Genomic DNA, 23,825 nt, shown 5'->3' on the forward strand with positions numbered 1-23,825 from the left:
GCCGCTCACCTACCGCCGGACGCTCTAAGCCCGGGACGGTAGGCTGAGGGGCCGTGGACTCCGCCCGTGTGGCGGAAGCCCGCCCGCCCCCACGCCCGACGACTTGGATGAATGATGCACCGGTACCGGTCCCACACCTGCGGCGAGCTGCGTTCCACCGACGTCGGACAGGACGTCCGGCTGAGCGGCTGGTTGCACAATCGGCGGAACCTGGGCGGCATCCTCTTCATCGATCTGCGCGACCACTACGGCGTCGTGCAGCTGCTCGTACGGCCCGAGCGCGCCGACGTGCACGAGCGACTGAGCGCGCTGTCGAAGGAGAGCACGCTGCGGGTGGACGGCCGGGTCGTGGCCCGGGGCGCGGACAACGTCAACCCGGAGCTGGCCACCGGCGACATCGAGGTCGAGGTCGCCGAGGTGGAGGTGCTGGGCGAGGCCGGCGCGCTGCCGTTCACGATCAACGCCGAGGACGGGGTGAACGAGGAGCGGCGGTTGGAGCACCGCTTCCTGGACCTGCGCCGGGAGCGTATGCACCGGAACGTCATGCTGCGTTCCGCCGTCGTCGCCGCCATCCGCCGCCGGATGACCGACGAGGGCTTCAACGAGATCAACACCCCGATCCTGTCCGCCACCTCGCCGGAGGGCGCCCGCGACTTCCTGGTGCCCTCCCGGCTGCACGCCGGCAAGTTCTACGCGCTGCCGCAGGCCCCGCAGCAGTTCAAGCAGCTCCTGATGATCGCCGGCTTCGACCGGTACTTCCAGATCGCCCCCTGCTTCCGGGACGAGGACGCCCGCGCGGACCGCTCGCCGGGGGAGTTCTACCAGCTCGACATGGAGATGAGCTTCGTCGAGCAGGAGGACGTCTTCCAGGTCATCGAGCAGGTCATGACGGGCGTCTTCGAGGAGTTCGGCAACGGCCGGCACGTCACCTCGCCGTTCCCGCGCATCCCCTACCGCGAGGCGATGCTGAAGTACGGCTCGGACAAGCCCGACCTGCGGGCCGAGCTGGAGCTGGTGGACGTCTCCGGGATCTTCGCGGGCAGCGGCTTCAAGGCGTTCGCGGACAAGCACGTACGCGCCCTGGCGGTGCCGGACACCGAGGACCAGTCGCGCAGGTTCTTCGACCAGATGGGCGAGTTCGCCGTCGAGCAGGGTGCCAAGGGCCTGGCCTGGGTACGGGTCGGCGACGACGGTCAACTGACCGGACCGATCGCCAAGTTCCTGACCGAGGCGGACGTGTCGGCGCTCACGGCCGCGCTGGACGCCAAGCCGGGCACGGCGGTCTTCTTCGGCGCCGGCGAGTTCGACGAGGTCTCCCGGATCATGGGCGCGGTGCGGGTCGAAGTCGCCCGGCGGACCGGCAAGTTCGTCCAAGACGCCTTCCGGTTCTGCTGGATCGTGGACTTCCCGATGTACGAGAAGGACGAGGAGACCGGCGAGATCGGCTTCTCGCACAACCCCTTCTCGATGCCCCAGGGTGGCCTGGAGGCGCTGCGTACGAAGGACCCGCTGGACGTGCTGGCCTGGCAGTACGACATCGTGTGCAACGGCGTCGAGCTGTCCTCCGGGGCGATCCGGAACCACGAACCGGAGATCATGTTCGAGGCGTTCGGTATCGCGGGATACGACCGCGAGACCGTCGAGCGGGAGTTCGGCGGCATGCTGCGCGCTCTCCGCTTCGGCGCTCCGCCGCACGGCGGCATCGCGCCCGGCGTGGACCGGATCGTGATGCTGCTGGCGGACGAGCCGAACATCCGGGAGACGATCGCCTTCCCGCTCAACGGGAACGCGCAGGACCTTTTGATGGGCGCGCCGAACGAGGTCGGCGAGGCCCGGCTGCGTGAGCTGCACCTCGCGTTGCGCAAGCCGGCGCCGGCGAAGCAGCGGTCCGGCACGGCTGGTTCCAGCGAGGACAGCGAGACCAGCAAGGACAGCGAGACCAGCGAGGCAGGCGCCCGCGAGTAGGGATCCGAGCGGTGGCCGGCCGGGTCGTGACCCGGCCCCGAGCGCGGCACCGGGGGCGGTCGTAGCGAGTTCCGACTCGTCCGACCGCCCTCGTCGTACGCGCCCCTCGTCGTACGCGCCGCGCGTGCCGCTCGGCCGCGCCGGCCGGTGATTCAACGGGCGTTCATACGGCCGTCGCCCTCCGGTGTCCCGGCACCCATAGCGTCCGGACCGGCGAAGCCCGAACACCCGGAGGGGACCATGCGCAAACCGCTGCCGCTGATCGGCTCGAACGGCTCGAACGGCCAGACCGGCTCCCACCCGGGCGGCAGGTCCGCGCTCACCTGCCGCTACCGCTGCGGTGACGCCTGCTTCCACGAGGTGCCGAACACCAGCGACAACGCGTACCTCGGCGAGGTGATCTCCGGCACGCTCTCCCGCCGCACGCTGTTGGCCGCCGGCGCGGTCGCCACCGCCACCGCGGCCACCAGCGCCAGCGTGCTCGGTCAGGCGCCCCCGGCGGCGGCCGTACCAGCCGGCGGACCCGGTGGTCGGCACGGTCAGCCGGGCGGAAGGCCCGCGCGCGGGCTGCGTTTCGAGCCGGTGCGGCCCAACACCGAGGACGCCGTGGTCGTACCGGAGGGCTACGCGCAGGAGGTGCTGATCCGCTGGGGTGACCCGGTGCTGGCCGGCGCGCCCGCGTTCGACCCCGAGCGGCAGACGGCACGGGCCCAGGCCGGCCAGTTCGGCTACAACTGCGACTACATCGCGAGCCTGGAGCTGCCCGGCGAGCGGGACCGGCGGCTGCTGGTGGTGAACCACGAGTACACCACCGAGGTCATGATGTTCCCCGGCTACGACGCCGACCGGCCCACGCGGGAACAGGTGGAGGTGGCCTGGGCGGCACACGGGCTGACCGTGCTGGTGACCGAGGAGCAGCGCGGCGGCCGGTTGACGGCGCTGTCCCGGCACCGGCTGAACCGTCGGATCACCGGCACCACCCCGGTGGAGCTGACCGGCCCGGCCGCCGGCGGCGAGCTGCTGCGCACGTCCGCCGACCCGGAGGGCCGTACGGTCCTGGGCACGCTGAACAACTGCGGTGGCGGTACCACCCCCTGGGGCACGGTGCTGTCCGGCGAGGAGAACTTCAACCAGTACTTCGCGAACGCCGCCCGGGTCGACGACCCGGCGACCCGGAAGCGCCTCGCCCGGTACGGCCTGACCGGGGAGGCGTCCGAGCGCAAGTGGGAGCGGTTCGACGAGCGCTTCGACCTGGCGAAGGAGCCGAACGAGGCGAACCGCTTCGGCTGGGTCGTCGAGATCGATCCGTACGACCCGGAGTCCACGCCGCGCAAGCGGACCGCGCTCGGCCGGTTCAAGCACGAGGCGGCGGAGCCGCGGCTGACCCGGGACGGCCGCGCGGTGCTCTACATGGGTGACGACGAACGCTTCGACTACCTCTACAAGTTCGTCTCCAAGGAGGCCATGCGGCGCGGCGGACGCCCGGCTGACCGGGAGCACAACGGGCGGCTGCTGGACGAGGGCACGCTGTACGTCGCCCGGGTCACCGGGGACAGCCCCGCCGACCAGATCACCGGGGACGGCGCACTGCCCGAGGACGGCGAGTTCGACGGCTCGGGCCAATGGCTCCCACTGGCCTCCGGGGACCGTTCGTACGTCGAGGGCATGACCGCGGAGGAGGTGTACGTCTTCACCCGGATCGCGGCCGACCGGGCGGGCGCCACCAAGATGGACCGGCCAGAGGATGTCGAACCGAGCCCGCGTACCGGCCGGGTCTACGTCGCGTTGACGAACAACACCGACCGGGGCGCGAAGGAGAAGGCGCCCGTAGACGAGGCGAACCCGCGCAGGGGCAATAAGCACGGCCAGGTGCTGGAGTTGGTCGAGCGGCACGACGATCCGGCCGCCACCCGCTTCGGCTGGCGGCTGTTCCTGGTCTGCGGCGATCCGGAGGACCCCTCGACGTACTTCGCGGGCTTCCCCAAGGAGCGGGTCAGTCCGATCTCCTGCCCGGACAACATCGCCTTCGACCCGTACGGCAACCTGTGGCTGGCCACCGACGGAAACGAACTGGGCAGCAACGACGGCCTGTTCGGGGTCGCGGTGCGCGGTCGCCGGGAGGGTGAGGTGCGGCAGTTCCTGACGGTGCCGACGGGCGGCGAGGTGTGCGGGCCGGTCGTGCGGGAGCGGCAGGTGCTGGTGGCGGTGCAGCACCCGGGCGAGGTGGACGGGGCGAGCGCCGACGACCCGGTGTCCAGCTGGCCGGACGGGCCGGGAAAGGCCGTACGACCCGCGGTGGTGACCGTACGGGCCGAGGACGGGGGGCGGATCGGCGCGTAGCCGCGCTGGTGCCGCCGGCCGGTACGGGGCGGCGGCACCAGCGCGCACGCGTGCGGGGTCTTCCGGCAACTCCACGGCGGGGTCGGGGAGTTGCGCGGCACGGGCGAGGTGCGTGTCGGAGGCGCGTGCGAGGATGTTCCGCCTCCCCGGGAGAAACCCGCGGGCGGTAGGAAGCGTTCATGGGGGAACGGATGCGTGGAAGATTGGCCGTGGCGTCGCTGGCTGGCACGGCGGTGTTGCTGACGGGCTGTTCCGAGGACGGAAAGGCGAGCGGCGGCGACTCCGCCGGCGGGGGCGGGGACAGCGCCATGGTCACCGTCGAGTACGAGGTGACGGGGGATTCACCGGCGAGTGTCTACAGCCCCGGCGTCAAGTCCGAGTCGTACACCGGCACCAAGAGCGGCGACGGTCAGTCGGACCTCGAGGCCGAGGGGGTCACCACGCCGTGGTCGAAGAAGTTCGAGGTGAGGCCGGGGAGGTCACTGACCCTGCAGGTGTCCTCGGAGGAGCCGCGGAAGGAGATCGGCTGCCGGATACTCGTCAACGGGAAGGTGGTGGACGAGCGGACGAAGCGGAATGATCCCGGCTCCACCCTCAACACCACCTGTAGCGGCACGACCCCCCGGTGACGGGGACGCCCCGGCCGGTCGGCGTACCCACTCGGGACAGGGGCGCGCTCGTCCGGCACGGGAGGAGCGCGCCCGACCGGCGTACGGCGTCGGGTGCGCGGCTGCCGTGCCCTAGGAGTGCGCGAGCACGGCCCGCACGGTCTTGCCGCCGGCGGGGTGCGGTGTGACGTCGAGTCTTCGGGTGAGGCAGCGCACCAGGGCGATGCCTCTGCCGCCCTCGGCTTCCTGACTCGCGGACCGCGCGGTGGGCTGGCCGGGGCCGTCGTCGTGCACCTCGATGGTGACACCGCCCGCGGCGGCCGTGCTCAGCCGCAGCCGGCAGCGGCTGTCGCCGTGCCGGGTGGCGTTCGTGACCAGTTCGGAGACGACGAGCGCGGCCTCGTCCCGCCATCGCTCGGCCTCCGGGGGAGTCCACGATCCGGCCAGGAAGCCGGTGGTCAGGCGTCGTGCCCAGCGGGCGGAGAGATCCTCCTGCGGCAGGGCGTACTCGACTCGCGCGGTACGACGCACAGCACGGCTGTCCGCTCCCATGTGGCTCCCCCTCCGTATGGAAATCGCTGCTCGCACGCAGCGCCGCAACAGGTCATTCCCGCTCGGTCGTTCGCCAATCGTGCTCGGCGGCGAGTGTCAAGTCACAACCGGGCACTTTGACCGTGTGAGGGATCACTTCCGGAGCAGAGGCGCGTGCCGGGGGCGCGCGTCGGAGCTCGTGCGCACGTCGGAGGTTGGCTTCCCGGGCCGTACGGCCGCCCGAGCGGGTCCGGGGCGTACGGCCGCCCGCCCGGGCCGTCCCCCGACTGGCGGTCCCGGCTGGCCGCTCGGGAAGCGTGCCCCCCGCTCCGCTGCCATGCTGATTCCGGCTGAGCCAGTGTGACCGTACGGGCGTCAGCCGAGCTGGGTCCGTACGCGCCCCCACGCACCCGACACCCAGGAGCACCGGCATGCTCACCACCAGCTATGTCCCCGGCGTCCCGATCTGGCTCGATCTGGCCGCCCGGGACATCGACGGAGCGGCGGAGTTCTACCGTGCGCTGTTCGGCTGGGACTTCGCTCCACAGGGCGCCGAGGCGGGCGGGTACGGCCTGCTGCGGCTGGACGGCGGGAACGTCGCGGGCGTCGGTCCGCTGAGCGCGGAGGACGCGGAGCCCTCCTGGGAGGTGTACTTCCACAGCCACGACGTGGAGGAGACCGCGTCGGTCGTCGAACAGGCCGGCGGTGGGGTGCGGTTCGCACCCTTCGACGTCTTCGCGCTGGGCCGGATGGCCGGGTTCACCGATCCGACCGGGGCGCACTTCTCCGTCTGGCAGCCGGGTGAGAACCGCGGCCTGGACGCGGTGGGCGATCCGTACACGCTGTGCTGGACCGAGCTGTACACCACGGACGCGGCGGAGGCCCGGCAGTTCTATGGCTCGGTGTTCGGCTGGGAGCTGTGGGACACGACGGTCGGGAACGGCACGACGTACACCCTGGTCGCGCGCACCGGCGGGGAGCGGGGCGACACGCATGGCGGCATCATGCAGCTGCCCGAGGGGCAGCTGCGGGCCGGCTCCCGCTGGTATCCGTACTTCGAGGTGCCGGACTGTGACGCGACCCTGGCCACCGGAACGGCACACGGCGCGTCCGTGATCGTGCCGGCGACGGACATGCCCGGGGTGGGGCGGATGGCGGCGTTGAAGGACCCGGCCGGTGCCGCGTTCGCGGTGGTCACCAGCGAGTGACCCGCCCTGGCCGAGCCGCGGGGCCGGTGCGCGGATGAGCGGCGCGGTGCGGGCAGCCTCGGCGCGCCCGCGCCTCAACCGTCCAGGAACACCGGGAAGTTGCGCAGGTCGTTCTGCGTGAGGACCGGTTGGTTCACGATCTCCTCCACCGGCACCGCGAACCGCAGGCGCGGGAAACGCTCGAAGAGCGCCGGCAGCGCGATGCCCGCCTCCACCCGGGAGAGCGCCGCGCCCGGGCAGATGTGCGGGCCGTGGCCGAAGGAGATGTGCCGGACCGGCGTGGGCCGGGTGATGTCGAAGGTGTCCGCGTTGGCGCCGTGTTGCCGCTCGTCCCAGCCGATGGCCCGGTAGGACATCACCACGCCGTCGCCCTTCGGGATGACGCCGTCGCCCACCTCGATGTCCTCGCTGGCGAATCGCATCAGCAGATGCGTCGCCGGGGTGTCCCAGCGCAACGCCTCCTCGATCACGGCGTCCCAGCTCACCTCGCCGTCCAGCACCAGTCGCAACTGCTCGGGATGGGTGAGCAGGGCGCGTACGGAGTTGAGTATCAGGCTGATGGTGGTCTCGTGACCGGCCGCCACCATCGCCTGGAGGTTCCCGGCCACCTCGGTCTCGGTCAGCGGCTCGCCGCCCTGGTCCGCCTGGATCAGCGCGCTGGTCAGGTCGTCGGTCGGACGGGCGGTCTTCTCCCGCACCATGTCCAGGTACAGCGCGTCCAACTCCTCGATCACCGCGTGGCGCTCCTCCTGCGGTGTCTGAGTCGAGAAGAAGGCCTTGTACAGCCGGTGCAGCCGCGGATGCAGCTGGGGATCGACGCCCATCAGCACGCTGATCACCGACATCGGCAGCGGCAGCGCGAAGACCGACTTGAGGTCCACCTGCCCGCCCTCGGCGCCCCGCGTCGCGACCTCGTCCAGCAGCTGGTGGGTGATCTGCTCGATGACCGGACGGAGTTCCTCCAGTCGCCGGGGCGTGATCGCCTGCGCGGTCTTGGTACGCAGCCGCCGGTGCTCCGCCCCGTCCACGGTGAACATCGAACGGCCCGAGTCGATCATGCCGATCAGTGGCCACTCCCGGGTCACCTCACCGGTCTGCCAGAGTGTCCACTGGTTGATGTCCTTGACCAGCCGGGTGTCCGTCAGCAGCCGCCGCGCCTCAGCGTGCTGGGTGATGGTCCAGGCGCGCACGCCGAGCATCTCCACCCGCACCAGCGGCCCGGCCGCGCGCAGCTGCCGGGTCTCCTCGTCCAGCCGTCGCACCAACGGGTCCAGTACGAGCGGCCACTGGCCGTCCGCGGTCTCCATCCCCTGCGGTCCCTCCGCCGTGAGGAGGCCGCCAGAGTGCCGTCCCGGCGCCGCGCTCGGCTCGTACGGGCAGGTCATCAGCGGCCTCCAACGGGTGGGTTGGGCGAGAACTGGACGGGCAGCACGGTCATGCCGCGCAGGAACGCGGACGGTCGACGGGCGAGGGTCTGGGCGGACACGGCGAGGTCGACGTCCGGCAGCCGGTCCAGCAGCACCTCGATCCCCGTACGCGAGATGGACTCGGCTATCTCCTGCGCCTGGAAGGGGCAGCCGAACTCACCGTGACTGAAGGAGAAGTGGGCGTTGTTGCCGTTCCGGAAGCCGTCCGACGCGCCGGCGGAGACGTGCACCTCGGGATCGCTGTTCGCCCCGGCCAGGCCGAGGAGCAGCATGTCGCCGGCGGCGATCCGGTAGCCGCCCAGCGTGGTGTCCCGGGCGGCCCAGCGGCCGGCGAGGATCTGGGTGGGGGTGTCCTCCCACAACACCTCGTTCATCGCTTCCGGCACGCTGTGCCGGCCGCCGGACAGCGAGGCGGCGAACCGCTCGTCGGTGAGCATCAGGCGCACCGAGTTGCCGATCCAGTCGGCCGTCGGCAGGTGGCCGGCGGCCAGCAGCGCTTGCAGGTCGAGCTGGTACTCCTCGTCCGTGAACGTCTCGGGGTAGGCCAGCATCCGGGAGGTGACGTCGGCCCCGGGGGCCGTACGCTTCTCCTCCACGAGTCGGGCGAGCCGGTCACCGAAGTACTGGAAGGCCTCCAGCGCGTCCACCCCGCCGTCCGCGAGCGCGGTGATCGCGCGGGTCATCGCCGGGGCGTCGGCGTCCGGCAGCCCGAGCAGCCGGGAGAGCACGAGGATCGGGAGCGGCTTGGCGTACTCCGCGATGATGTCGGCCTCGCCGCGCTGGCAGAAGGCGTCGATCAGCCCGTCCGCCAACTCCTCGCACTGCTTGTCCAGTTCCAGCTGGCTGACGCCTTCGAGGGCGGACTGGACCATGGCCACGTGCCGCTGGTGCTCGGCACCCACCGTGTAGTAGATGCCGGGCTGCCGGCCGTTCACCATCGGGCGCAGCGGCCAGTCCTCGGGCAGCGTGTCCCACTGGTTCCACAGGCCGGAGTCCCGGGGGAAGAGCCGTGGCTCGGCGGTGACGTGGTACATCTCGCGGTAGCCGATCACCAGCCAGGCTGGTACGTCACCGGGCAGCAGGACGGGGACCACCGGTCCGTGCTCGCGGCGGATGTCCCGGTACAACTGGGCCGGGTCGGTGTGGAACCGGGGCCCACTCAGCGGTACGGCCCCCTTGGCCGCGTGCGCCGGGCAGCCGGGCGGCGGCCCTGGGCTCGAGTCTCGGGCGGGCGTGGTCACGTTGATTCCTCCCCTTCGCGGGTAGCGGGCGCACGTACACGGTCGGCGTGCTCGTCAGCTACTCCCTCGCCGGGGACGGGTCGGGTGGTGGCGGTCACGGTGATCCTTGTGGACGACTCGCGTGGTCAGGGCGGCGTGTTCAAACAAGATGTGTTGGCCAATCGGGGGCCACTCTAGGCCAGTTGTGCTGTCACGGAGAGCATGCGGACCGATCTGATCCGTGCGAATCCGCTCATTGACGATCGCCCGGCCCCTCGCGTACGGAGTTCCGTACGGTCGGTCCGTACGGCACGGCACCGTGCGGCTGGCTGGCTCGGCTCGGCTCGGCTCGGCTCGTCCGGGCCCGGTCCCGTGGCGGGCGGGCCGGGATACCCTGACGCGGCGGCCGGGCGCCGGCGTACCGGTACGGTGCGAGGCGGGATGGCGCGAACGAGACGGGAGACGCTTGTCGATGAGTGACGGACTGTTCGCCTCCGGGGAGTCGGCCTCCCCTCCGCAGATCGACCACACGGTGGCCCACTCCGCGCGGATGTGGAACTACTGGCTGGGCGGTCGCGACTTCTACGACGTGGACCGGCAGGCGGGCGACCACATCCGGGCGCTCCATCCGGACATCCTGGACTACGCCCGCGCGGACCGCGCCTTCCTGGGCCGCGCGGTACGGTATCTCGCCGAGGAAGCCGGCATTTGGCAGTTCCTGGACATCGGCACGGGGTTGCCCTCCGCCGACAACACCCACGAGGTCGCGCAGCGCGTCACCGCCAACGCCCGGGTGGTCTACGTCGACAACGACCCGCTGGTGCTCGCGCACGCCCGTGCGCTGCTGACCAGCACGGTCTCCGGGAGTACCGACTATCTGGACGCGGACCTGCACGACCCGGCCGGCATCCTGCGACAGGCGGCGGCCACGCTGGACTTCGACCAGCCGGTCGCCGTGATGCTGCTGGGCATCGCGATGTTCGTGAACGAGGACGACCAGGCGTCGGCGATCGTGCGGGAGTTGATGGACGCCGTACCCTCGGGCAGCCATCTCGCGCTGTCGCACACCATCACCGGCCCCGGGCTGGACGACGTGGACGACGCGGTGCGCTTCTGGAACTCGGTCGGCACCCCGAAACTCACCCAGCGCACGCCCGAGCAGGTGGCGCGCTTTTTCGACGGCCTGGATCTCCTGGAGCCCGGCGTCGTCTCGTGTTCGCGCTGGCGGCCGGAAGCCACGCCGTGGGGCGAGCCCGAAGAGGTGGCGTTCTACTGCGGGGTGGCGCGGAAGCCGTAGCCGGCGGGGCGGGAGCACGGCGTGGCCGCGCTGCTGTGGCCGGCGTGACGGGTCGCCTCGTGTGGCCCCGTTGCCCGAACGGGCCGGGACCGGCGGGGCGACAATCGCCGCAACGCGTGTCGCCCCGCTGACCCCGGCCCCTCGCTCGGCCCTCCCTCCACCTCGCCGTGGCAGGCGTCGAGGGGACCGTCGTACGTCCCTCAGAGCCGGTGCACCGTCCGGCCGTCGCCCCAGTTGTCGATGGCCTTCTGGTCGGCGAAGGCCAGTGCCCGGAGCATGTTGCCGCCGTCGCTGGCGTCCACGGTCTTGCGCAGCCGGTGGTTGTACGCCTCCGGCAGCTTCGTGGTGCCGGCCTCGATGGTGTCGCCGTAGAACGGCTCGAAGGCGACGCCCGCGAAACCGGCGTGCCGCAGCAGCATGGGAAGGGTGTCGGCGGAGTAGAACATCAGGTGGTTCTTGGTGAAGCCGTTCCAGCCCGCCCCGTCCCGCTTGAGCAGCAGCGAGTTCGCGTTGACGCTGAGGAGCAGCAGCACTCCGCCGGGCCCTAGGAGGTTCCGGAAGGTGGTGAAGTCCTCGATGGGGCGCGGCAGGTGTGCTAGCACCGACCACAGCGTCACCACGTCGAAGCCGCCGGCGGAGATCTCCGGGATGTCCTCGGGTGCTCCGTGGTAGGCGGTGGCCGAGGAGAGTCGCTGGTTGGCCTGCTCGACGGAGTCCGGTGAGAGGTCGACACCGCAGGCGTCGAATCCCCGCTCCTCGGCCAGTTCCAGGAAGTAGCCGGCGCCACAGCCGAAGTCGAGCAGCCGCCGCTTGTTCCCCTCGGTGAAGACCGGGGAGAAGGAGTCCATGGTCAGGCGGTAGCGGCGCTGTCGCTTCTCGGCGTAGTCACCCGTCAGGAAGCTGCTGTAGTTCTTGGCGTAGAGGTCGCCCAGCCGCTCCGGGAGGATGTTGGGGTTGCGGTAGAGGAAGCCGCAGGAGGGGCAGTGCACCACGCGGTAGGACCACGCCCACTTGCCGTCCTTCTTCTTCTTGCTCCGGGGCCGGACGATCGGCTGCTGCCGCGTCTCGCCGCACATGTGGCAGCTGACGAACTCCTCGATGGGGCCCAACTTGGCGCGCGCCTGGTACTCCTCCATGGACATCACCGGGAAGCTCTGCAGGCGGGAGCGCCACTGCAACTCCCTGGCCAACCGTTCGCCGGGCCGTACGTACGGCAGCTGGGTCTCGGGGACCTTGTCGAAACGTGAGCCGTAAGCGGCGCGGCTGATCGCTCGTTTGGCTGACAACATACGCACCTTTCCGAGGGGGGCTTTCCGGTCAGACTGTCACCAAACCCTCAGATCACTCAAGCATCATTGTGCTGGAATCGTGTTCTCAGGGCGGCTTTGCTGTGATGATTTCGGGGCAGCGGCCGGGTGGATCACCGCTCGCTGTCATCCGTGCGCGATACGCACCGGTACGCGTCCGGACTATCCGCGCGTTCCCCTGCCCGTACGTCCCCGTGCCCCCACGTCCCGGCGCCCGTGCCCGTACGTGCACGGGCGAGCCGTACGTGCCGCGGCGGCCCGGAGGCCGTCCTGCCGCCGCGGCACGGTCGCCGTGTCGGTCAGCGCGCGAACGCCTGGGCGAGGTTGCGCAGTTCGGGCGCCCCGAGGTTCTTCGGCCCGAACGACCGTGCCTCGGTGGTCACTCCCTCGTCCCCGCCGCGCAGCACCCAGGCGGCGCCGACGCCGGCGTTCTCGTTGGGCGCGCCGACCGCCACGTCCGCGTGGCCGTCGTTGTCCGCGTCCAGCATCCGCGTCGAGTCCCCGAAGCGGTCCTTCGCCTCGTGCTTGCCGGGGACCTCGGGAGTCGCCTGGTCCACGACCTGCGCGCCGTCGCCGGACAGACCGCCCTCGCCGCCCCGCAGCAGCACCATGGTGCCGGCCGCCTTCCTGCCCTGCGCGGTCTCGCCGGGGGAGCCCACGGCGATGTCCGCGTATCCGTCGCCGTTCACGTCACCCGCGTCCAGTGCCTCGCCGAACTCGTCCCCCTGTTCCTTCTTGCCGGGGACTCCCTCGGTGTCCTGGTCGATCACCGGGCCTGGCTCCTCGACGTTCGGGCCGCTGCTCGAACCGTAGAAGACCCGCACCGAGTTGGGCGGCTGGCTGGCGGCGTTCTGGGGGTGCGGGGACATCACGAGGTCGGCGTAGCCGTCCTTGTCGACGTCGCCGAGGGCGCCGGTCCTGCCGGCGGGCAGCCTGGTGTCGGTCGCCCGCAGTCCCTCCTCCGTTCCCTGGTAGAACTGCGCCGGGTGCGCGTTGTTCTCGTAGCGACTGAACCGGACCAGGTCGTCCTTGCCGTCTCCGGTCATGTCGCCGGCGACGGTGTCGGCGGTGAAGTCGTTCGCCTCCGGAGCGGGGCCTAGTTTGGCGGGCACGCCCTCGCGGCTGAACGGGCCGAGCGCCAGCCCCTCCTGCTGGCCGCTCTCCAGGAAGAGGTCGGCCTTGCCGTCCCCGTTGAAGTCACCGCCGGTCAGGTCGTCGCCGTTGCCGCCGTCGTTGACGTAGACGCCGCCGTGCAGCCCCTTGTCAGAGCCCCACATCAGGATGGCGCCGCCGTCGTACTCGTCATGGTTCTTCTTCTCGACCCGTACGGCCAGGTCGGTGTAGCCGTCCCCGTCCAGGTCGCGGGCGACCGCCTCGGCGCCGAAGCGCGCGTTGGCCTGGGCGATGCCCGGCACGTCCTCGTCCTGCTGGCTGATCACCTGGCGCTGCTCCGGGTCGGTGCCGTCCGCCGAGCCGTAGGTCACCGCCACGTAGCCGGCGTTGGACTCCCCGGACACCTCGCTCTTCGGGGCGGTGGAGACCAGGTCGGCGTGGCCGTCCTTGTTGAAGTCGGCCTTCGGAGCGATCCCGACCGGCTTGGCCACGGTGGAGTCGCCGCCGTCGGCCGCCGTCCCGGCGCCGCTGTCGCCCATGGCGCCCCAGGCCACCGGGGCGGCGGCCACGGCCGCGGCGGCGACGGCCGTCGCGATGGTCGTACGGACTGTCCTCTTGCGCACGGAATTCATCTCCCGATTCGGGTGGGGGGTAGCGGAGGCCGTTGTCGATGTCCCGGAGGGTCGGCCCGGTAGTGCGTACACGGCCTCGGATGCCTGTAGGACTTGCGTGGCGGGGCGGCGGTTGTACGCCGCCGCCGTCGGTTTTGCCGTACACCCGCGGTGGCGCCCGGTGGCGCCCGTACGTACGGGGAAAAGCGCAGGGCAGAAGGGGAGTTGGCAGGTTTGTGAAAATCACGTGGCGGGAAACTGTTTGCCGCGTGGATCACCTCCATACCGGCGGCGAGCACAACGTCGCGACGGGACCAGCCCCGCGGGCGAGGGGAGCACGCGTTCGGTGCGTGTGACCACGTGGTGATGGCGGGACCAGCAGCGGGCGTGGGGAAGCACACCCTGCTCGTGGCCTGGGCGGGCGTCACACGGAGAACCTTCCGCAGCCGCGGGTAGCGACTCCGTCGAGATGTGCACGCGCGGCTGACGAGGGGACGCAACTTTCGAGGCCGACTCCGCTTGCCCGGGCGTGCGTCGGGGCGCCCGCTGTGCTCAGACCGCCGGGCCGGAGGCGATCGTCTCGGCGTGGTCGAGCAGTTCGGTGACGCTCGTCGCCGTCTGCTGCAGGTCGATGAACACCTCGTCGACGCCGGCCGCCTGGACCTCCACCAGGTAGTCGACGAGCTGCGCCACCGTGCCGTGGCCGGGCTTGGCCTCCGCTGGGGTCGGCTCGTCGGTCAGCCGTGCGTTGATACGGAGCGCGCGGCGCAGGGCCTGTGGGTCCCGCCCGGCGTGCACCGCCGAGTCGACGGCCCGCTGCCACAGCTCGTTGAGCCGGGTGATCGGCATCGCCACCGGGAGCCAGCCGTCCGCGCGTCGCCCGAGGCGTTCCATCGTGGCGGGCGAGTAGCCGCCCAAGAGTACGGGCGGGCGCGGCCGTTGCACGGGCTTGGGCGAGATCGCCGAAGGCGGCACGGACCAGCGTTCGCCGCTGTGCTCGACCCGGTCCGTCGTCCAGATCGCGTCGACCACGTCCAGCCACTCCTCCAGCCGTGCTCCCCGCCGCTGCCACGGCACACCGGCGGCCTCGTACTCGTCGCGCGACCAGCCGAGTCCGATGCCCACGTCGAGCCGGCCGCCGCTGATCACGTCGAGCGTCGTCAGGGTGCGTGCCAGCAGTACGGGCGGGTGCCACAGGGCGTTGAGCGTGCTGGTGCCCAGCCGGACGTGCTCGGTGGCCTCGGCCGCGACGGTCAGCACGGTGAGCGGGTCGAGGAAGGTGTCGTACGCCGAGGGCATCGCCCCCTTGCTGCCGGGATACGCGTCCTGGGGTCGTATAGGCGACAGGATGCGGTCGCCGGTCCAGAGACTCTGGTAGCCGAGTTCCTCGGCGGCGCGCGCGACCGTACGGATGGCCTCGGGCCGGGCGAACGGTCCGTACTGCGATATGGCGAGGCCCATGCGCATGGGGGTCAATTCTCCGATGGGGGATGGCTGGTGGCTTGGCGGCTGCGGTATACGGTAACTCCGCCCGCGCGTCTGGCCGCGGCCACCCGGCTAGTTGTCACGCGCACAACCTCGGCTTCGGCCACGCGTATCGCGCTCTCAGCGCGGACGGCCCCGCCCAGCCAGGCCGACCTGGCGGCCCAACTGGGCACCGACCAGGGCGGGACCGATCACATCAGCCAGGTCACCAACGTGCTCAACAACAACCTCGGCACGAGCTGGTACGAGACCAAGGAGATGCCGAACGACCCGCCCACACAGCCCGGAAGGACCTGCTGTGGCGCGACATCGTGCTCGACATCAGCAACAACTACCCGCTGGTCACCAACATCTTCGCGCCTCCCGGTAACCGCCTCCCGGCTACCCGCCGGGCCAGACGATCTACCATTACTTCACCGTCATCGGCGATGACGACGTCAACCGGACCGTCCGCATCGCCGACCCCGCCTCCTTCGGTGGTAGCCACATCTACTGACTCTCCTTCGACCAACTCGCCTCGCTCGTCCCCCGAAGGGTTACGCGGCCTGAGCCGTCACCTGGCCGGCCGTTGAACCCGCAGTCTGGCCCGGTGGCGCGTACGGCGCGTAAGGCGCGTACGGGCCAACCCGAGCCGGCCACCTCCGCTGATCACCCGGACGACCTCGCTCACCCGTCGACCCGGCCCATCCCATCGACCCAGCGGGTCGGACACCCCAGCGGGCCAGAGGCGGGGCTTCGTGCGCGCCCCGCGCGTGGGCGGCACGGGACGCGGATCCCGTCGGGGGCGTGCGCTCGACGGAGTGCGCCGGGCGGCACATATAGGCTTCCGGGTATGAGCAGCAACGGTCGGGTGCGCGACACCTCGGTCCAGTCGGTGGATCGGGCGGTGTCGATTCTCCAGGTGCTGGCCGCGCGGGGGCCGTCCGGCATCACCGGGATCGCCCAGTCTCTGGAGATCAACAAGTCCACCGTGTTCCGTCTGCTGGCCACCCTCGAGGCGCGTGGGCTGGTCGAGCAGGACAGCGAGCGAGGGCGGTACCGCATCGGCTACACCGTGGTCGAACTGGCTGGTGGGGCGACCAAGGGGAACGACCTGTCGCTGTTGAGCCGCCCCGTCTGTCAGGAGCTGGCCGCGGCCACCGGGGAGACGGTGAACCTGGCGGTCCATGACGGCGAGGCGGTGATCAGTATCGACCAGGTGATCAGCAGCGCGGCCATCACCAGCATCGACTGGGTCGGCAAGCGTACGCCGATGCACGCCACATCGGCGGGCAAGGTCTTCTTGGCGAACATGCCCCAAGACGAGGCCGACGAGATCCTCGCGCAGCCATTGGAGCGGTTCACGCCGCACACGGTCACGGACCCGGCGCGTCTGCGGGAGGAGTTGGAGTCCGTGCGCGCGCGGGGTTACAGCGCCATCAGCGAGGAGCATGAGATCGGACTGGCCGCCCTCTCTGCCCCCGTGCGTTCGCTGAACGGCGAGGTGGTGGCGACGGTGACGCTCTCCGGGCCGACGTTCCGCATCGACACGCGTACGGTCGCGGGGCTCGCCGAGCAGCTCGTCGCTGCCGGCGATCGGATCTCCTGGCGCAAGGGCTATATCAGGCGCGGTTGACCGCTCTCCTCCGGGGGTTGACGGCGTGGGCGCGCGGGGCCCACAGTTGTTTCGCATCGTGTTTATGTTTCGCAATGCGAAACCGTGTGTCGATCTTCTCTCGTTGAGTCCGGCCCGTACCACAGCGTCGTCAGTCCGCCACGGAGCTTCCCTAGGAGCGGTTGTGCGTACTCAGACCACGAACATCGATCCCCTGCTCCAGCCTTTCCAGCTCAAGCACCTGACCCTGCCCAACCGAGTGGTCAGCACTTCCCATGAACCGGCGTTCGGCCAGGACGGGCTCCCCGGTGACCGTTACCGCGCCTACCACCTGGAGAAGGCGCGTGGCGGGGTCGGTCTGACGATGATCGGCGGATCGGCCGTTGTCTCCCCGGACAGTCCGCCGGCGTTCGGCAATCTGCTGCTGTACCGGGACGACATCGTCCCGTGGTTGCGCAGGCTGGCAGACGAGGTGCACGAGGCCGGAGCGGCCGTCATGTGCCAGGTCACCCACCTCGGCCGCCGTACCAGCAACTACTCCGGCGACTGGCTGCCGGTGGTGGCCGCCTCTCCGCTGCGCGAGCCCGCGCACCGGGCGTTTCCCAAGACCGCCGAGCCGTGGGACCTGGACCGGGTCGTCGCCGACTACGCCGCCGCGGCGCGGCGTTGCCGGGACGCCGGCCTCGACGGCATCGAGTTGCAGTGCTACGGGCACTTCCTGGACGGTTTCCTGTCCCCCGCGACGAACCATCGGGAGGACGAGCTCGGCGGCGACCTGGAGCGTCGGATGGTCGTCCCGCTCCGGGTCATCCGGGCGGTGCGCGCGGCCGTCGGGCCGGACTTCCTCGTGGGTGCGCGGATGGCGCTCGACGAGGACCTTCCGCACGGCCTGACCTTCGACGAGGCACTGGTGGCGGCCCGGCGGTTCAGCGCCGCGGGCATCGACTTCGTCAGCGCCATCCACGGCACTATCGAGAGCGACGCCTCCCTGGCCCGGACCATCCCCTCGATGGGCACGCCGCTGGGACCCTTCCTGGAGTTCACCGGGGAGGTACGTCGGGCGCTCGACCTGCCCGTGATGCACGCGGCCCGGATCGCCGACCCGGCCACCGCGCGGCACGCCCTACGAGAGGGGCTGCTGGACCTGGTCGGCATGACCCGGGCGCAGATCGCCGACCCACATCTGGTCGCCAAGATCCGCTCCGGCCGGGAGGACCGTATCCGGCCCTGTGTCGGCGCGAGTTACTGCCTGGACGCGATCTACGACTCCGGGGACACCAAGTGTGTCCACAACCCCGCTACCGGACGCGAACTCCGGATTCCGCACACGATTCCCCCGTCCGTGGGGCGTCGCCGCGCGGCGGTGGTGGTCGGGGCCGGCCCGGCCGGGCTCGAAGCCGCCCGGGTCCTGGGCGAACGCGGCCACCACGTCGTGCTGTTCGAGGCCGCCGACGAACCCGGCGGACAGGTGCGGCTCGCCGCGTCGAACCCCCGCCGCCGTGACCTGCTCGGCGTCGTCGACTGGCGAGTCACCGAGTGCCGGCACCACGACGTCGACCTGCGGTTGGGCACCTACGCCGAAGCCCGGGACGTGCTCGCCGAACACCCCGACCTGGTCATCATCGCCTCCGGCGGGATGCCCAACCGGTCCTTCCTGCCCGTCGGCGCCGACCTGGTCGCCGACACCTGGGACGTCGCCTCCGGAGCGTTGCGCCCGCACGACGGCAGCGAGGTGCTCGTCTACGACGACCACGGGGGCTACCCGGCGATGGACGCCGTGGAGCTCCTCGCCCCGACCGGTGCCCGGCTGTGCTACGTGACCCCGGAACGCACCCTGGCCCCCGACGTCGGCAGCATGAACTCCCCGGCCTACCTGCGGACCTTCGCCGAGCACGAGGTCGACACCGTGCTCGCCCAGCGGTTGCGCGCGGTGCGCCGAACCGGGGACGGCCGACTCGCCGTGACACTCCACAGCGAGTACGCGGGGACCGAGATCGAACGGATCGTCGACCACGTGGTGGTCGAGCACGGCACCCTTCCGAACGACGAGCTGTACACCGACCTGCTGCCCGCGTCCCGCAACCACGGCGAGGTCGACCACCGCGCCCTGCTGGCGCACGAGGAACAGACCGTCCTGCGCAACGACGCCGGCCGGTACCAGCTGTTCCGTATCGGTGACGCGGTCACCAGCCGCAACATCCACGCCGCCGTCTACGACGCCCTGCGGTTGTGCCTGCCGGTCTGACGAGCGATCGGAGAGACCAGATGACCACACGCGCCCCCGCCACGAGCGCCCCCGCCACACGCGCCCCCGCCACGAGCGCCGCCGACCTCGTTCACCAGCGCGTCGTCGGCCACAGCCTCGACGCCCCCTTCTACGTCAGTGAGGAGTTCCTCGCACTCGACATCGCGGCCGTCTTCGCCCGCAGTTGGATCTTCGTCGCCGCCGAGGCCGAACTCCCCGAACCCGGCGACTACGTCACGGTCACCATCGGGCCGTACTCGGTCATCCTGGTCCGCGACGATGAGGAGGACGTACGGGCCTTCCACAACGTGTGCCGACACCGTGGCGCGCGCCTGCTCCACGAGCCACACGGCTCGGTGGGCAACATCGTCTGCGGCTACCACCACTGGACGTACGGCGTGGACGGCACGCTGCTGCACGCCGAATCACAGTCGCCCGACTTCGACCCCACCTGCTTCGGCCTGCGCACCGTGCACGTACGCACCCTCGCCGGCCTCGTCTTCGTCTCCCTCGCCGCCCGACCACCCGCCGACTTCGACGAGGTGGCCGACCGGGTTGAGCCGTACCTCGCACCGCACAACCTGCGGCGGGCGAAGGTGGCGCGGCAGATCGACCTCGTCGAGGAGGCCAACTGGAAGCTCACCATGGAGAACAACCGGGAGTGCTACCACTGCGCCGGCCACCCGGAACTCCAACGCTGCTACTTCCCGCTCTACAACTTCACGGCCGACGAGGTCCCGCCGGCGCTGCGTGCGACCTACGAGCGCTTCCTGGCGGCCGACGCGGACGCCCGCGCGACGTACGAGTCACTGGGCCTGCCCTACGAAACCATTGAGGAACTCGACACCCGCCCCACCGGCTTCCGCGTCCAGCGTGAACCGCTCGACCTGGCCGGCGAGTCCTTCACGACGGACGGCCGGGTCGCGGTCCGGCGCCTGCTCGCCGACTTCCCCACGGCGCGTCTCGGCCACCTGGGGCTCCACACGCAACCCAACGCCTGGTTCCACCTCGCGTCCGATCACGCCGTCACCTTCGCCGTCCTCCCGCTCGCGCCGGACCGCACCCTCGTCCGGACCACCTGGCTGGTGCACGCCGACGCCGTGGAGGGCGTCGACTACGACCCCGACACCCTGACGCGGGTGTGGAACACCACCAACGAGCAGGACGCCGTGCTCGTCGCCCGCGCCCAGCGGGGCATCAGCAGCCCTGCCTACCTGCCGGGCCCCTACAGCCCGACCGAGTCCCAGGTCGAGGACTTCGTCAACTGGTACATCACCCGGCTGAAGGAACACCTGGAGGGCTGATGACGATGACGACAGCCACGATGCCGGCCGGCCCCCTGCCCGCCTGGTGTGACGGGACGCTGGTGTGCACTCGCGTCGACGACGTCACCGCCGACGTCCGGACCTTCGTCCTCGAACCCACCGAACCCCGACTGTTCCGGCACGAGGCCGGCCAGTACCTCACCCTCCTCCTCGACATCGACGGACGGCCCGTGGAGCGCTGCTACACCATCGCCTCCCCACCGACCCGCCCCGACGTCGTGGCGATCACCGTCAAACGCGTCTCCGGCGGACTGGTCTCCAACTGGCTCCACGACCACCTGACCCCCGGCACCACCGTGCGGGCGCGAGGCCCGCTCGGTGAGTTCTCCACCGCCCGGCATCCCGCGCCGAAGTACCTCTTCCTGTCGGCGGGCAGCGGCGTGACCCCCGTGATGTCGATGACCCGGACGCTCTACGACCTGGCCCGTCCCGTGGACGTGGTGTTCCTCCACAGCGCCCGCACCTTCGAGGACATCATCTTCCGTCAGGAACTCGCCTTCATGACCGCCACCACGCCCCAACTCCGGGTGGCGCACGTCCTCGACGACCGTGGCGAGCGCCTGAATCCGGAACTGATCCGGGAACACGCTCCCGACCTCCTCGAACGGGAGGTCTTCGCCTGCGGGCCGGACGGCTACATGCGGGACGTACGGCGCATGCTCGCCACGGCCGGCCTCGACATGGCCCACTACCACGAGGAGAGCTTCAGCTTCCCCACCTCGGACGTGGCCCTGGCCGCGCCCGCCGGCCAGCACGAGTACGAGCGCGCGCCCGACTCGGGACAGGGCTTCAGCGTCGAGTTCACCCGCAGCGGGCGCACCATCGACTGCGACGCGGACAGCACCGTCCTGGCCGCGGCGGCCAGCGCGGGCATCAGCCTGCCGGCCTCGTGCGGCCAGGGCATGTGCGGAACCTGCAAGACCACGCTGCTCGCCGGTTCCGTCGACATGCCGCACAAGGGCGGCATCCGACCCCGCGAGATCGCGGATCACAAGATCCTGCTGTGCTGCTCGAAACCCCTGGACGACCTGGTGATAGACGCCTGACGGCACAACTCGACGGGGTGACCCGCTGTTCCGTTTCAAGGGTGCGTTCGTCGCTCACCGGGAGAACATCTCCGCCGGCACCATCTCGTCATCCTGCCGACCCTGCTCGCGTTCCTCTTCCTCCAGCGGTACATCGACAACGACTTCGCCCGGGGGCGACGAAGTGAGCCGGCCCGCGATCCGCCGGGGTGCCGAGTGTGCGGCACGCGCCACCCCGGGAGATCAGGCCGCGCCGTGCAGCCGGCGGTGCAGCTCGCGTACCTGCTGGGCGAGGTCTTGGTACGGGCCCTCCACGCGGACTCCCGGCGCGACGTCCTGGATCGGCAGTGGCCGTACGGGCGCCGCCGCGACCCCCAGTTCCTCCAGCCAGGTGGTCAGTTGAGCGGAGGAGGAGGCGTAGACGATACGGCCCAGGCCCACCCAGGCGTGTGCCGCCGCGCACATGGGGCAGTGCTCGCCGGAGGTGAAGACGGTCGCACCGGCCCGCTCGTCCGGAGTCAGGTGTTCCACGGCCCAGCGGGCCAGCGCGAACTCCGGGTGGCGGGTGCGGTCACCGTCGGCCACCCGGTTGCGGTCCTCGGCCAGGACCGTCCCGTCCGCGGCGACGAGCAGCGAGCCGAAGGGTTCGTCGCCGGCCTCCAGTGCCTCGGTGGCCAGTGCCACACAGCGGCGCAGATGCCGCGTCTCGACCTCTTCCACCGTGATGCCTCCAGAGCCTGAGTTCCCGAACTCGACCGACCGGCCTGGTCACGCACTCTACCGCCGTACCGCCCCGCCCACTCGCGGCCCGCTCACCACACGAGGGCGACGCCCGCGAGCAGGAGCGTCAGCAGGACGAGGAGGCAACCGCCGCTCGTCGGGGCCGCGTTCTTCCCGCTCACCTCGGCGCGCACTCTGCGCATGTCCTCCTGTTGCGGCGGACATCCCGGCCTCGGGGTGTCGTCCTGGCGGTACAGACGACAGGGCAGGCCCGTCATGAACTCCGGGTCGTACCCCCATCCGCACATGGTGCATTTCGGGTCTCGCTTCGCTGGCCCTAACCGTTCCATGATCATCTCCTTGGCGGTGACAAGCATGCGGGAGAGAGGTTAGCCACGTACAAGATCACGCACAGCGCGTCGCGCGAATTCTCCTCGGCTCGCTGACCTGCTGGTGTCGTACGACCACCCTGCGCTGGGACGCGGTGTGCGCATCCTCACCGGTCCACGCTCTCCATGGGGCCGCCCGGTGCGGCTAGGGTGATCACGAGGTTCGAGGTGCCCCACGGCGTACGCCACGCCACGGGGAGAATCTGGGAAGCCGGTGCAAGTCCGGCACAGGGCCCGCTGCGGTAACTCAGGCACAGACCTGGGAAGTCCGAAGACCGGCCTCGATCCGACCCGGGCGCGACCGCGTCCGGGACTCATGGCAGATCGAGCGGGAGCCCCTATGCCAGTGCAGTACCCCTTTTCGGCTGTCGTCGGCTCCGACGACATGACCCTCGCCCTCGCCCTCACCGCGATCGACCCGCTCATCGGCGGCGTCCTCGTACGCGGCGAGAAGGGCACCGCGAAGACGACGACGGTGCGGGGCTTCACCGAGGTCCTGCCGCCGGTGCCGGTCTACGAGGGCGACCGGTTCTCCGTCGACCCGGGTGATCCGCACGCCGAGTCCCCCGACGGCCCGTTCGGCCCGGACACCCCGGTCGTCACCCGTCCCGCGCGGCTCGTCGAACTCCCCGCCGGTGCCGGCGACGACCGGGTCACCGGCACGCTGCACCTGGAGGGGGCGCTGCGTACGGGCGCCGTGGAGTTCGAGCCCGGTCTGCTCGCCCGCGCACACCGCGGGATGCTCTACGTCGACGAGATCAACCTGCTGCACGACCACCTCGTCGACCTGCTGCTGGACGCCGCGGCCACCGGCCGCCTCAGCGTCGAACGGGACGGGGTGTCGGTCGAGCACGCGGCGTGGTTCGCGCTCATCGGCACGATGAATCCCGAGGAGGGGGAACTCCGCCCGCAGTTGCTCGACCGGTTCGGACTCACGGTCGAGGTCGCCGCGACCCGGGAGCCGGACGTCCGGGCCGAGGTCGTACGCCGCCGCCTGGCGTTCGACGCCGACCCGGCCGGTTTCGCCGCGCGTTGGGAGACCGAGCAGCAGGCCGTACGCGAACGGCTCGCCGCCGCCCGGCGGCTGGTCGGCGGCATCGCGCTGGACGACGACACGCTGACGACCATCGCCGGGATCTGCGCCGCCTTCGACGTGGACGGCCTGCGCGCCGACCTGGTGACCGCCCGCGCCGCCGTCGCGCACGCGGCCTGGCAGGGGCGTACGCACGTCACCCGACAGGACGTACGGGCCGCGGCCCGGCTCGCGCTGCCCCATCGCCGCCGGCGTAACCCCTTCGACGAGCCGGGACTCGACGAGGAACGGCTGGACGAACTGCTCGGCCCGGACGATCCGGAGCCCGACGGCCCCGACCCGGGCGGCCCGGGCGGCGGCCCGGGCGGCGGCGCGGACACCG

At 71.0% G+C, this 23,825-nt stretch carries 18 protein-coding genes, 1 pseudogene and 1 riboswitch; of the genes and pseudogenes, 11 read left to right on the forward strand and 8 right to left on the reverse strand.

The annotated features are described in order from the left end of the window. Positions 1 to 114: 114 nt before the first annotated feature. The 3 genes from aspS to AN216_RS21720 all read left to right on the forward strand — a co-directional run bounded on the left by aspS (position 115) and on the right by AN216_RS21720 (position 4,934). Entirely contained in the window at positions 115 to 1,965 is a 1,851-nt protein-coding gene (aspS, locus tag AN216_RS21710) for an aspartate--tRNA ligase (protein WP_070198417.1), read from the forward strand. A 240-nt stretch (positions 1,966 to 2,205) separates the two neighbouring features. Then, the gene (locus tag AN216_RS21715; RefSeq protein ID WP_070198397.1) at positions 2,206 to 4,305 is read left to right on the forward strand and encodes a PhoX family protein; all 2,100 of its coding nucleotides are present in this window, start codon (positions 2,206 to 2,208) and stop codon (positions 4,303 to 4,305) included. A 209-nt stretch (positions 4,306 to 4,514) separates the two neighbouring features. After that, positions 4,515 to 4,934 (forward strand): MmpS family transport accessory protein, encoded by a 420-nt coding sequence (locus AN216_RS21720; protein ID WP_170843186.1) that lies wholly within the window; start codon positions 4,515 to 4,517, stop codon positions 4,932 to 4,934. A 111-nt stretch (positions 4,935 to 5,045) separates the two neighbouring features. On the opposite strand, the gene AN216_RS21725 is transcribed toward AN216_RS21720, so the two are convergent. After that, the gene (locus AN216_RS21725; protein WP_070198399.1) at positions 5,046 to 5,465 is read right to left on the reverse strand and encodes an ATP-binding protein; all 420 of its coding nucleotides are present in this window, start codon (positions 5,463 to 5,465) and stop codon (positions 5,046 to 5,048) included. 410 nt (positions 5,466 to 5,875) lie between these two features. Between AN216_RS21725 and AN216_RS21730 the strand changes: the two genes are divergently transcribed. After that, positions 5,876 to 6,652, forward strand: coding sequence for a VOC family protein (locus AN216_RS21730; protein ID WP_070198400.1), 777 nt, complete (start codon positions 5,876 to 5,878; stop codon positions 6,650 to 6,652). Positions 6,653 to 6,726: 74 nt separating this feature from the next. On the opposite strand, the gene AN216_RS21735 is transcribed toward AN216_RS21730, so the two are convergent. Then, a complete protein-coding gene (locus AN216_RS21735; protein ID WP_070198401.1) occupies positions 6,727 to 8,037 on the reverse strand; it encodes a cytochrome P450 family protein in 1,311 nt (436 codons plus the stop codon). Then, the gene (locus AN216_RS21740; protein ID WP_070198402.1) at positions 8,037 to 9,320 is read right to left on the reverse strand and encodes a cytochrome P450; all 1,284 of its coding nucleotides are present in this window, start codon (positions 9,318 to 9,320) and stop codon (positions 8,037 to 8,039) included. Before AN216_RS21740 ends, AN216_RS21735 begins: the two co-directional genes overlap by 1 nt. A 451-nt stretch (positions 9,321 to 9,771) precedes the next feature. On the opposite strand from AN216_RS21740, the gene AN216_RS21745 reads away from it, so the two are divergent. After that, positions 9,772 to 10,596 carry an SAM-dependent methyltransferase gene (locus tag AN216_RS21745; protein ID WP_070198403.1) on the forward strand — a complete coding sequence of 275 codons (825 nt, stop codon included), beginning with the start codon at positions 9,772 to 9,774 and terminating at the stop codon, positions 10,594 to 10,596. Positions 10,597 to 10,796: 200 nt separating this feature from the next. Here the strand turns inward: AN216_RS21745 and AN216_RS21750 are convergent, their stop codons facing one another. The 3 genes from AN216_RS21750 to AN216_RS21760 all read right to left on the reverse strand — a co-directional run bounded on the left by AN216_RS21750 (position 10,797) and on the right by AN216_RS21760 (position 15,094). Next, on the reverse strand, positions 10,797 to 11,885 hold the full coding sequence (locus AN216_RS21750) for a class I SAM-dependent methyltransferase (RefSeq protein WP_070198404.1): 1,089 nt from the start codon (positions 11,883 to 11,885) through the stop codon (positions 10,797 to 10,799). 317 nt (positions 11,886 to 12,202) lie between these two features. Further along, the gene (locus AN216_RS21755; RefSeq protein ID WP_170843187.1) at positions 12,203 to 13,639 is read right to left on the reverse strand and encodes an FG-GAP and VCBS repeat-containing protein; all 1,437 of its coding nucleotides are present in this window, start codon (positions 13,637 to 13,639) and stop codon (positions 12,203 to 12,205) included. A 540-nt stretch (positions 13,640 to 14,179) separates the two neighbouring features. After that, positions 14,180 to 15,094: an LLM class F420-dependent oxidoreductase gene (locus AN216_RS21760; protein ID WP_070198406.1), complete on the reverse strand. Its 915-nt coding sequence runs from the start codon at positions 15,092 to 15,094 to the stop codon at positions 14,180 to 14,182. A gap of 117 nt (positions 15,095 to 15,211) precedes the next feature. Here AN216_RS21760 and AN216_RS30385 point away from each other — a divergent pair. The 5 genes and pseudogenes from AN216_RS30385 to AN216_RS21780 form a co-directional block, all read left to right on the forward strand. Further along, positions 15,212 to 15,608 (forward strand): annotated as a pseudogene (locus tag AN216_RS30385) (C39 family peptidase); the annotation flags it as partial. 336 nt (positions 15,609 to 15,944) lie between these two features. Next, the gene (locus AN216_RS21765) at positions 15,945 to 16,727 is read left to right on the forward strand and encodes an IclR family transcriptional regulator (protein WP_070198407.1); all 783 of its coding nucleotides are present in this window, start codon (positions 15,945 to 15,947) and stop codon (positions 16,725 to 16,727) included. A gap of 163 nt (positions 16,728 to 16,890) precedes the next feature. Further along, on the forward strand, positions 16,891 to 18,951 hold the full coding sequence (locus tag AN216_RS21770) for an NADH:flavin oxidoreductase (protein ID WP_070198408.1): 2,061 nt from the start codon (positions 16,891 to 16,893) through the stop codon (positions 18,949 to 18,951). Positions 18,952 to 18,971: 20 nt separating this feature from the next. Further along, on the forward strand, positions 18,972 to 20,255 hold the full coding sequence (locus AN216_RS21775; RefSeq protein ID WP_070198409.1) for an aromatic ring-hydroxylating oxygenase subunit alpha: 1,284 nt from the start codon (positions 18,972 to 18,974) through the stop codon (positions 20,253 to 20,255). Then, a complete protein-coding gene (locus AN216_RS21780) occupies positions 20,255 to 21,322 on the forward strand; it encodes an FAD-binding oxidoreductase (RefSeq protein ID WP_244502578.1) in 1,068 nt (355 codons plus the stop codon). Before AN216_RS21775 ends, AN216_RS21780 begins: the two co-directional genes overlap by 1 nt. A gap of 222 nt (positions 21,323 to 21,544) precedes the next feature. Here the strand turns inward: AN216_RS21780 and AN216_RS21785 are convergent, their stop codons facing one another. Further along, complete coding sequence (locus AN216_RS21785) at positions 21,545 to 22,027, reverse strand: nucleoside deaminase (protein WP_070198410.1); 483 nt, start codon at positions 22,025 to 22,027, stop codon at positions 21,545 to 21,547. 86 nt (positions 22,028 to 22,113) lie between these two features. Next, a complete protein-coding gene (locus AN216_RS21790; RefSeq protein ID WP_079166831.1) occupies positions 22,114 to 22,398 on the reverse strand; it encodes a hypothetical protein in 285 nt (94 codons plus the stop codon). Positions 22,399 to 22,559: 161 nt separating this feature from the next. Continuing rightward, positions 22,560 to 22,708, forward strand: a riboswitch (cobalamin riboswitch). A 42-nt stretch (positions 22,709 to 22,750) separates the two neighbouring features. On the opposite strand from AN216_RS21790, the gene AN216_RS21795 reads away from it, so the two are divergent. After that, the coding region (locus AN216_RS21795) for a magnesium chelatase ATPase subunit I (RefSeq protein WP_170843188.1) at positions 22,751 to 23,825 on the forward strand (1,075 nt) is incomplete at its 3' end.

Source organism: Streptomyces oceani (assembly GCF_001751245.1).
Classification (GTDB): Bacteria; Actinomycetota; Actinomycetes; order Streptomycetales; family Streptomycetaceae; genus Streptomyces; species Streptomyces oceani.

What these genes read in the sequence shown, in the direction of transcription:
- aspS (WP_070198417.1), top strand. Translation starts at nt 115, where the DNA reads ATGCACCGGTACCGGTCCCACACCTGCGGCGAGCTGCGTTCCACCGAC.
- AN216_RS21715 (WP_070198397.1), top strand. Translation starts at nt 2,206, where the DNA reads ATGCGCAAACCGCTGCCGCTGATCGGCTCGAACGGCTCGAACGGCCAG.
- AN216_RS21725 (WP_070198399.1), bottom strand. Translation starts at nt 5,465, where the DNA reads ATGGGAGCGGACAGCCGTGCTGTGCGTCGTACCGCGCGAGTCGAGTAC.
- AN216_RS21730 (WP_070198400.1), top strand. Translation starts at nt 5,876, where the DNA reads ATGCTCACCACCAGCTATGTCCCCGGCGTCCCGATCTGGCTCGATCTG.
- AN216_RS21735 (WP_070198401.1), bottom strand. Translation starts at nt 8,037, where the DNA reads ATGACCTGCCCGTACGAGCCGAGCGCGGCGCCGGGACGGCACTCTGGC.
- AN216_RS21745 (WP_070198403.1), top strand. Translation starts at nt 9,772, where the DNA reads ATGAGTGACGGACTGTTCGCCTCCGGGGAGTCGGCCTCCCCTCCGCAG.
- AN216_RS21750 (WP_070198404.1), bottom strand. Translation starts at nt 11,885, where the DNA reads ATGTTGTCAGCCAAACGAGCGATCAGCCGCGCCGCTTACGGCTCACGT.
- AN216_RS21760 (WP_070198406.1), bottom strand. Translation starts at nt 15,094, where the DNA reads ATGCGCATGGGCCTCGCCATATCGCAGTACGGACCGTTCGCCCGGCCC.
- AN216_RS21765 (WP_070198407.1), top strand. Translation starts at nt 15,945, where the DNA reads ATGAGCAGCAACGGTCGGGTGCGCGACACCTCGGTCCAGTCGGTGGAT.
- AN216_RS21775 (WP_070198409.1), top strand. Translation starts at nt 18,972, where the DNA reads ATGACCACACGCGCCCCCGCCACGAGCGCCCCCGCCACACGCGCCCCC.
- AN216_RS21780 (WP_244502578.1), top strand. Translation starts at nt 20,255, where the DNA reads ATGACGATGACGACAGCCACGATGCCGGCCGGCCCCCTGCCCGCCTGG.
- AN216_RS21790 (WP_079166831.1), bottom strand. Translation starts at nt 22,398, where the DNA reads ATGCTTGTCACCGCCAAGGAGATGATCATGGAACGGTTAGGGCCAGCG.